At 53.7% G+C, this 2810-nt stretch carries 3 protein-coding genes and 3 tRNA genes; 4 read left to right on the forward strand and 2 right to left on the reverse strand.

Going from position 1 to position 2810, the window contains the following annotated elements; genetic code table 11:
* Positions 1-53: 53 nt before the first annotated feature.
* The 3 genes from VGM55_RS27115 to VGM55_RS27125 all read left to right on the forward strand — a co-directional run bounded on the left by VGM55_RS27115 (position 54) and on the right by VGM55_RS27125 (position 392).
* Positions 54-140: transfer RNA gene (locus VGM55_RS27115), tRNA-Leu, on the forward strand.
* Positions 141-176: 36 nt separating this feature from the next.
* Positions 177-263: transfer RNA gene (locus VGM55_RS27120), tRNA-Leu, on the forward strand.
* 42 nt (positions 264-305) lie between these two features.
* Positions 306-392: transfer RNA gene (locus tag VGM55_RS27125), tRNA-Leu, on the forward strand.
* Between the two features lie 87 nt (positions 393-479).
* On the opposite strand, the gene VGM55_RS27130 is transcribed toward VGM55_RS27125, so the two are convergent.
* Positions 480-764, reverse strand: a complete 285-nt coding sequence (locus tag VGM55_RS27130; protein WP_048233751.1) for a DUF1435 domain-containing protein — start codon at positions 762-764, stop codon at positions 480-482.
* Positions 765-1024: 260 nt separating this feature from the next.
* Here VGM55_RS27130 and VGM55_RS27135 point away from each other — a divergent pair, with 260 nt between their 5' ends.
* Positions 1025-2104, forward strand: a complete 1080-nt coding sequence (locus VGM55_RS27135; RefSeq protein WP_331637309.1) for a GGDEF domain-containing protein — start codon at positions 1025-1027, stop codon at positions 2102-2104.
* A 21-nt stretch (positions 2105-2125) separates the two neighbouring features.
* Here VGM55_RS27135 and VGM55_RS27140 read toward each other — a convergent pair whose 3' ends face one another.
* Positions 2126-2722: a TetR/AcrR family transcriptional regulator gene (locus VGM55_RS27140; RefSeq protein WP_331637310.1), complete on the reverse strand. Its 597-nt coding sequence runs from the start codon at positions 2720-2722 to the stop codon at positions 2126-2128.
* Between the last annotated feature and the right edge of the window lie 88 nt (positions 2723-2810).

Raw genomic sequence — 2810 nt, forward strand, 5'->3', positions numbered from 1 at the left:
AATCTCTAGAATTCGCCTCCGTGGTAGCGTTACTCCGGTAATGTTTCTGGTATGCGAAGGTGGCGGAATTGGTAGACGCGCTAGCTTCAGGTGTTAGTGTCCTTACGGACGTGAGGGTTCAAGTCCCTCTCTTCGCACCAAATAACCACATGATTTATATTGCACTCAGCATCGATGCGAAGGTGGCGGAATTGGTAGACGCGCTAGCTTCAGGTGTTAGTGTTCTTACGGACGTGAGGGTTCAAGTCCCTCTCTTCGCACCAAGCTGGCGACGTAATATAAATCAAAGCAACAACATCGACTGTGCGAAGGTGGCGGAATTGGTAGACGCGCTAGCTTCAGGTGTTAGTGTCCTTACGGACGTGAGGGTTCAAGTCCCTCTCTTCGCACCAATTGATGATCTCTCCGGTAGTTCCTTCGAAAAAATCCCAACGCATTGATGATAAACACGCCTAGCGTGGTTTTGCCGTTTCCGGCGTTTACGCGAAGCTGAAGTTGAGGCTGATTGCCGCCAGGCCGCCCGCCAGCGCCATGCAGGAAGGCAGCAGCAGATAGTGGCGCAGCCGGCTGTTGAACAACATGACCAGCGTCGCCAGCATCGCTATCACAATCAGGGTGCGCAGCTGCATCATATTCAGATCGATCAAGGCCAGCAGCGGCATCAGCGCGCACGGCAGCAAAACGCCCCAGGCGCTGGCCAGGCGATCCCCGAGGCACCAGCTGACGCCCCACAGTCCACACGCGGCAATCATGGCGGTAAGCATGATAACCCCCTTCAAGTGATAATGATAACCAATATCATATAACACTTTTTTGGCCGCCGCATCATTTTCACTGCGGTGACCAAACCCAGATGACACCAGCATGAAAAAATGATAATTTGACATAAGAAAATTCCTAGTCCTGTTTGCATGATAATAATCACAATCCTCAACCATGCAAATTCCGTGGATATTTCGCGCCGAGGGAATGCTTCTCAACCTTAATTATTCGACAGTACGACTTTGCAAAGAGTGACCTCCGTATGAACGCCCGTTCTTATCAGGAATTACTGAACAGCAAGCAGCGCCTGGCATTATTTCTTTTTCTAATGATGAATGCCGCCTCTTCCATATTTACGTTATTGTTCCCTTTTAGGGATGTCCCTTCTTTTACTCTGCCTTTATTATGCATACCGTTATTTTGTCTGGCGGCGGCGCTATTCTCCCTGCAAACGCCGCGGCAATACCTGTGCAAACTCAACCTGTTCGCCAGCGTGCTCGGCCTGCTGTGGGCCGCCCATATTTACGTTAAAAGTCAATATTGCCTACCGAATAACCAAGATTTTTTATTAATTAGTTTGTTTAGCATCTTTTTTATCAGCGCTATTTCCCTGACGGATAACTTTACCGCCTTTTGTTTACACGCCGTGCCTTCCGCAATGGTGATCCTGGCTTTAGACGGTATGCATAATACCCTGCGGATATTATTCACCACGCTATTACCTATTATCGCTTTCTCCATCCACCACCTGATGTTGAAACGCAGTGAAATCTTTACTCACGCGCTGGTGGCCAACCTGTATAACGAACGGGACAAATTCAATAATTTAAGCATGCTCGATCCCCTGACCGGTCTTTATAACCGCCGCGGGCTGGAGAATAAGATCAACATGCTGCTGGAACCGCAAACCGGCCGCCACTACGTGCTGCTGCTGGATATCGACCACTTCAAGGTCTACAACGACAGTTACGGCCACGCGATGGGCGACCGGGCGCTGGTGCAGGTGGCGATCGCCATCCGCGATGCGGTGCGTTCGCGCGACATCGTGGTGCGCTACGGCGGGGAAGAGTTTTTGGTGCTGCTAACCAACGTGCACGAAGGCTACGCGGCGCAGCTGGCCGAGCGGGTGCGCCAACGAGTGGCGGAACTGAACATCCCACACGGCGCCAGCCCGCAGCACAGCGGCACGCTGACGCTCAGCGCCGGCATCTCGGCATTGGAAAAACTGGACGTCGAATCGGCGATCGGCGCGGCCGACGCCGCGCTCTATCATGCAAAAAACAACGGCCGCAACAATATCCAGCTGGCGCAAAATGTTCAACCTGCGGCCATTCACCCTTAAGCCGGCGGCCGGCATTGAAGCTTATGCGGCGGTGAAACGCAGCCCGTTCAGCAACAGGTTCAAACTGGCCAAGGCCTGCTCCAGCGCAGCGTCTTTTTCCGGGTGATGGGCGACCCACAGCGCGGCATCCATCAGGCCGCCATTGATCAAATGCGCCAGCGATTCCGGCTCGGCGACGGGGATGTGCCGCTGTGCCATCAACGCCTGCAATGCGCCCGTCATCCAGACAATGCACGCCAGCTTGCTGGCCTGCAGATATTCGGCCCCCAGCACCGAAGGTGAATCGCGCAACAGAATGCGCTGCGCTTGCGGCTCCGTCATCATGATCAAATACCCGCGACAACGCGCCGCAAAAGCCTCCCAGTCACCCGCCGCACTCGCGGTAATGTCGGCCAGACGCGCATCCATTTCAGCGTCAATCGCCTTCACCACCGCCAGGAACAACCCCTTTTTATCGCCAAAATGGTGATAGAGCGCGCCGCGCGTCATGCCGACTTGCGCGGTAAGTTCATCCATCACCGTCTCGGCATACCCCACGCTGCCAAACTGTCGGCGGGCCGCCGCCACCAGCTTTTGTCGGGTTTCTTCAATCATTTCGGTGCGCGCTTTACGTGCCATGGTTCCACTCCGCCTCGTTATTGATGACGTTATAATTGACATACGCCATGTATGTCAATTAACGTAACCTACGTGGCGTATGTCAATG

Origin of the sequence: Cedecea sp., assembly GCF_036500665.1 — a bacterium.
Lineage (GTDB): Bacteria > Pseudomonadota > Gammaproteobacteria > Enterobacterales > Enterobacteriaceae > Cedecea.

What these genes read in the sequence shown, in the direction of transcription:
- VGM55_RS27130 (WP_048233751.1), bottom strand. Translation starts at nt 764, where the DNA reads ATGCTTACCGCCATGATTGCCGCGTGTGGACTGTGGGGCGTCAGCTGG.
- VGM55_RS27140 (WP_331637310.1), bottom strand. Translation starts at nt 2,722, where the DNA reads ATGGCACGTAAAGCGCGCACCGAAATGATTGAAGAAACCCGACAAAAG.
- VGM55_RS27135 (WP_331637309.1), top strand. Translation starts at nt 1,025, where the DNA reads ATGAACGCCCGTTCTTATCAGGAATTACTGAACAGCAAGCAGCGCCTG.